Source organism: Pseudomonas sp. MWU13-2105 (genome assembly GCF_023242315.1).
Lineage (GTDB): Bacteria > Pseudomonadota > Gammaproteobacteria > Pseudomonadales > Pseudomonadaceae > Aquipseudomonas.
This window is the reverse complement of sequence record NZ_JALLIY010000045.1, coordinates 1-5,758: the sequence shown is the minus strand read 5'-3', so window position 1 is coordinate 5,758 and position 5,758 is coordinate 1. Positions and strand designations below refer to the sequence as shown.

At 66.0% G+C, this 5,758-nt stretch carries 2 protein-coding genes; both read right to left on the bottom strand.

What is annotated here, in order from left to right:
* A partial coding sequence (locus M5B96_RS32065; RefSeq protein ID WP_248801149.1) for a non-ribosomal peptide synthetase occupies positions 1-4,812 on the bottom strand: 4,812 nt, incomplete at its 3' end.
* 369 nt (positions 4,813-5,181) lie between these two features.
* Positions 5,182-5,758: phosphopantetheine-binding protein (locus M5B96_RS32060; protein ID WP_248801148.1), on the bottom strand; the 577-nt coding region annotated here is incomplete at its 5' end.

Here is a 5,758-nt window from a genome sequence, read left to right as displayed (position 1 = left end):
GTTGGCCGGCAGGATCGACAGGCCCTGCAACGACGCCTGTGGCGTCTGCTCCAAAGCCTCCACCAACTGCTCCAGCGCCGTGTGCATATAAGCGCACACCCGCTGCGCACCAATCGACGACGCCACCAGGGTGGTCAGGTTGAAACCCTCACCCAGGTCGTCGACGTTCAGCGTCAGCGGATAGTTGGTCCGTTCCTCGCCACTCAGGGCATGGATACCCTGCCAGGCCTGCACGGCCCGCTCCGAAACACTGCCGACCGCACTATGACGGTAGTTGAGCAAGGCACTGAACAATGGCGTCGGCGCGGCCACGCCGCTGCAACGCTGGGCCAGGGCCAGGGACGCATGTTCATGGCCGAGCAACGCGGTCAGCCGCGCATGGGTCGCCTTGACCCCGGCCCGCACGCCCTGTCCGCCGACGGCAACCCGCAGCGGCAAGGTATTGATAAACATCCCCAATGCCCGGTCGGCCCCCTCGCCGCCCTGCATCCGGCCCATCAGCACAGTACCGAACACCACATCGCGGCGCCCGGAAACCTTGCCCAGCACCTGGGCCCAGGCCAGGTGCACCAGGCTGGCGACGCTCACCCCCAACTGCCGGGCCTGGGCCCGCAGGCGCTGGTCCAACCCGGCGTCCAGCGCCTGGACCGCTTCCTCGATAGCGCTGCCATCGCCCTGCACATCCTGCAAGCCGAACGGCAGGGTCGGTTCCTCCACCTCACCGAGCATGTCGCGGAAAAACGCTTCATGATCGGCCGGGCTGACCCCCAGGCGCGCCTGGGCCACATAGTTGCGATACGGCACCGGCGCCGGCAAGGCTTCGGTCTCGCCGAGCAGCCAGGCCTGCATTTCGTGCTGCACCACCTCCATCGCCATATGGTCCAGGGCCATGTGATGGAACAGCAGCATCGCGCTGATCCGCTGGTTGAGCGGATCTTCGGCATAGGCCAGGCGCATCAGCGGCGCCTCGCTCACGTCCAGGCGGTAGTGGCGCGGGTCGAACCGGCTGTGTAGTTGCGCACCGATATCGCCGGCGGAGGGGTCGAGTTCGAGCTCATCAAGATGCAGGCGCGCCTCGCGCCAGACCACTTGCACGGGTGAATCCAGGCCTTCCCAGACCACCCCGGTACGCAGGATGTCATGGCGGTCGATGACCATCTGCAAGGCCAGGACAAAGGACTCCAGGCGCTCGCGGTCGTCAAAGCCGAACTGGGCCTGCAACACGTAGGGGTCGCCGGCCCGGGCCGCCAGGTGGTGATAGAGAATCCCCTCCTGCAGGGGTGCCAGCGGATAGATATCCTGCACATTGGCGGTACCGCCCGGCACCGTCGCCACCACCTGGTCGATCTGCGCCTGGGTCAGGTTGGCCAGCGGCAGCAGGTCCGGAGTGATCCGTTCGCAACCTTGGCCAATCAGGTTGGCCGGCACGCTGACTTCACGGCCGCCGCCGACAGCGGCGGCCAGCGCGGCCAGGGTCGGCTGGCTGAACAGCACGCGTACATCGGCACTCAGGCCCAACTGGCGCATGCGCTCGATCAGGCTCACGGCGAGCAGCGAGTGCCCACCGAGTTCGAAGAAGTGGTCGTGACGTCCAACCCGTTCGACTTTCAGCAACTCGGACCACAGCCGCGCCAGGGTGATTTCCAGTTCGCCCTCGGGCGCCTGGAACTCACGGCTGGCATAGGCATCGGCGTCCGGCGTCGGCAAGGCCCGGCGATCGAGCTTGCCGTTGGCGGTCAGCGGGAACGCTTCGAGAACGACGAAAGCACTGGGTACCATGTATTCGGCCAAGGACGCCGCCAGTTCGCGACGCAGTTCCGGCACCGACAAGGTGCTGCCGGCCTCGGCAACCAGGTAAGCCACCAGACGTTTATGTCCGGGCTCATCCTGGCGGGCCAGCACCACCGCTTCCCTGACGCCCGGGCAAGCACCCAGCCGCGCTTCGATCTCGCCCAGTTCGATACGGAAACCGCGAATCTTCACCTGGTCGTCGTTACGCCCCAGGTACTCGACAAGCCCGTCCGCGCTCCAGCGCGCCAGGTCGCCGGTACGGTACAGCAGTGCCCCGGCCTCGGCGTTGAAGGGGTCGGCGACGAACTGCATGGCCGTCAGTTCCGGGCGGTTCAGATAACCCTTGGCCACGCCCTGCCCGCCGATATACAACTCGCCGGCCACGCCCACGGCCACCGGTTGGCGCAAGGCATCGAGGACATAGACCTGGCTGTTGCCGATCGGTCGGCCGATGGGGATACCAGCGTTGCCCACCGAGGTAATTTCGTAGGTCGTGGAGAAGGTGGTGGCTTCGGTCGGACCATAGCCGTTGAGCAGATGCCGCGGGGCGCCCTCTTCCAGCACCCGGGCGATCACCGCCGGGTCCAGTACATCGCCGCCGACGATCAGGTAGCGCAAGCGGCCAAAGGCTTCCATCAGGCCGCCGGCATATTGATGGAACAGGCCGGCGGTCATCCACAGCACGCTGACCGATTGTGCCAACAACAGGGCACGGAATTCGTCCAAGGACAGCAACACTGACTGTTCCACCACCACCACGCAACCGCCGTTGAGCAGCGGCGCCCAGACATCCAGGGTGCTCGCGTCGAAGGACGGGTTGGACGCGAAGGCCACGCGGTCGCCGGCATTGAAATCGGCATAACCGTTGTTGAGTACCAGGCGGCTGACGGCCCGGTGCGGCACCAGTACCCCCTTGGGCGTGCCGGTGGAGCCGGAGGTATACATGATATAGGCCACCGACTCGGCGGACCCGGCCGACGCCGGGTTCGGCACCTCGGCGTCCAGTTCCAGGGTGTCCAGATCGACCCGCTGGATACCTTCGGGCAGCGGGCTGCCGCTCAGGGTCAATACCTGCCGCGCGGCGCTGTCGTGCAGCATGAATGCCTGGCGTTCGGCCGGCGCATTGATATCCAGCGGCACATAGGCGGCGCCGCACTTGATGATCGCCAACTGGCCGGCCAGCAGGTCGAAGGAGCGCTCCAGCAGCAGCGCCACCCGCTCGCCCGGCTGTACGCCGAGGCCGATCAGGTGGCGGGCCAGGCCATTGGCCCGGCTATTGAGCTGCTGGTAGGTCAAGCTCCGGTCATCCTGGACGGCGGCCACTGCATCGGGCCGCGCCACCACTTGCTGTTCGAACAGGGCCTGCAGGCTGCTGTGCCGCGGATAGTCACGCGCCGTGGCATTGAAGCCGTGCAGCACTTGCCGGCGCTCGGCCGGCGGAAGAATGTCCAGATGCTGCAAGGGCGTTTGTGGCTGTTGCTCCAGCGCCTCGACCAGGGCGCCAAGGGCCGCCAGCATATAGTCGCCGACGCGCTGCGCACCGATTTCCACCAGGGCCTGGACCGCCAGGCTGAAATCTTCGCCCAGGTCGTCCACCGACAGGGTGATCGGGTAGGTGCTCTGTTCTTCGCCGCCAAGGCTGTGCAAACCGGCCCAGGCCCGCACGGTTTCGGCCGAAGCCAGCGACTCGCTAGCGCTGTGGCGGTAGTTGAGCAGCGAACTGAACAATGGCGCCGGCGCGGCCACGCCGCTGCAGCGTTGGGCCAGGGCCAGGGAGGCGTGCTCGTGGCCGAGCAAGGCAGTCAGGCGCGCGTGGGTGGTCCTGACCCCTTCACGGACTCCGTGACCTTCAAGTTTCACCCGCAACGGCAAGGTATTGATAAACATCCCCAGGGCCCGGTCGGCGCCCTCGCCGCCCTGCATCCGGCCCATCAGCACGGTGCCGAAGACCACGTCCGACTTGCCCGAAACGGCGCCCACCACCCGTGCCCAGGCCAGGTGATGCAGGCTCGCGGCGCTGACCCCCAACTGCCGGGCCTGGACCCGCAGGCGCCGGCTCAAAGCGGCCTCGAGCGGCACGCGGACCTCTTCGATCAGCGGCTCGTCGCGCGGGATTTCGACCACGCCAAACGGCAGTGTCGGTTCATCGACGTCCGCCAGCATGTCGCGGAAAAAGCCTTCATGAACATCGGCCCCGGCACCCAGCCGGACCTGCGCCACATAGTTGCGATACGGCACCGCCTCAGGCAAGGCATGGCCTTCGCCGAGCAGGTAGGCCTGCATCTCGTACTGCACCAGCTCCAGCGCGGCATGGTCGATGGCGATGTGATGGAACAGCAGGATCGCCACCCAGCGCGCATTGGCCCGGTCCTCGGCGCAGACCAGGCGCATCAGCGGCGCCTGGCGCAGGTCGAGGCGGTAATGCCGGGAATCGTAGCGTTCGCGCAATTGGGTTTCGATATCGCCGTCAGCATCCACCAGTTCAAGCTCATCCACCGCCAGGTTGGCTTCGCGCAGCACCACCTGCACCGGTTCGTCGAGACCTTCCCAGACCATCGCGGTGCGCAGGATATCGTGGCGTTCGATCACCGCTTGCAGGGCCTGGGCGAAATCGTCCAGGCGCTCGCGGTTATCGGCACCGAACAGCGCCCGCAGTACATAGGGGTCGCCCTGCCCGGCGGCCAGGTGATGGTAGAGAATGCCTTCCTGCAGGGGCGCCAACGGATAGATGTCCTGGACATTGCCGGCACCGCCCGGTACCGCCTCGACGATGCGGTCGATCGCCGCCTGGTCGAGGTTGGCCAGCGGCAGCATTTGCGCGGTAATGCGGAAGGCCGGGCTCAGCCAGTCCCCGCCGTTTCGTGCCACCAGCTTGAGCAGTTCCGCCTTGTGCACGCCGAGACTGTCGAGTACGGCGCTGTCAAGGCCCTCATCGTCACCGAGAATCACCAGATCATCTTCTTCCTGTTGAAGACGGATCGCGTGCGTGGAAAGAACTGCCATCAATTCGCTGAAGTGCATCGAATAACCTGCTGTTTATCATTTCGGAGAGGGTTGACGACCCAAAAGGCTCGGTGTCGGAGACAGCGTTTGGCGCGATAAAAAATCGGAGGGGCTTCGAGGTTCGAAGACAGCACGGGAATCCGGGCGCAGGCGTGATCGGGTCCGCAGCTACAAAGGGCTGCGGTCCACTGACACATGCGAGACATCCCATTCGCCATGCTCCCCACAGGTCTCGAAAATTAGAGCATCCATGGGCGACTGTCTGTCATGGGAAGCCGGGACAAGGCGTGCCGCAAGCTCGCCCAGCCGGGGGGTGCACAGGAGGGGAAAAGAGCCGGAGAGGCGCCGGCCCGACCGCTTGCCAAGCGGGCGGGCCGTGCCGGGGCTTCAGATACGGCGTTTGCGATTGAGCAGCGGAATCTTCGTCTGCGGCACCTCCAGCCGTTGTGTGGTACCTACCGAGGCGGCCACCTCGGCCAGCGTCGGCTGGCCGAACAGTACCCGCACATCGGCTTCCAGGTTGGCCTGGCGCATCCGCTCGATCAGGCTCACCGCCAGCAACGAGTGGCCGCCGAGTTCGAAGAAGTGATCCTGACGCCCGACTCGTTCGACCTTGAGCAAGTCGACCCAGAGCGCCGCCAAGCGGGTTTCGACCTCACCCACCGGGGCCTCGTAGACACGCGAGGCGTAGGCGCTGCTGTCCGGCACCGGCAGGGCCTTGCGGTCGAGCTTGCCATTGGGGGTCAGCGGCAAGGCGTCGAGCTGCATATAGGCCGCAGGCAACATGTAGTCCGGCAGCAGTCCTTGCAGATAGGCGCGCAGGGTTCCGCTATCCGGCACCACTCCAGCGGTGGCCGGGGTGAAGTACGCCACCAGGCGGGTTTCGCCCGGCACGTCCTCGCGGGCCATCACCACCGTTTCCTGCACCTCGGGGTGTTTGGCCAGGCGCGCTTCGATCTCGCCG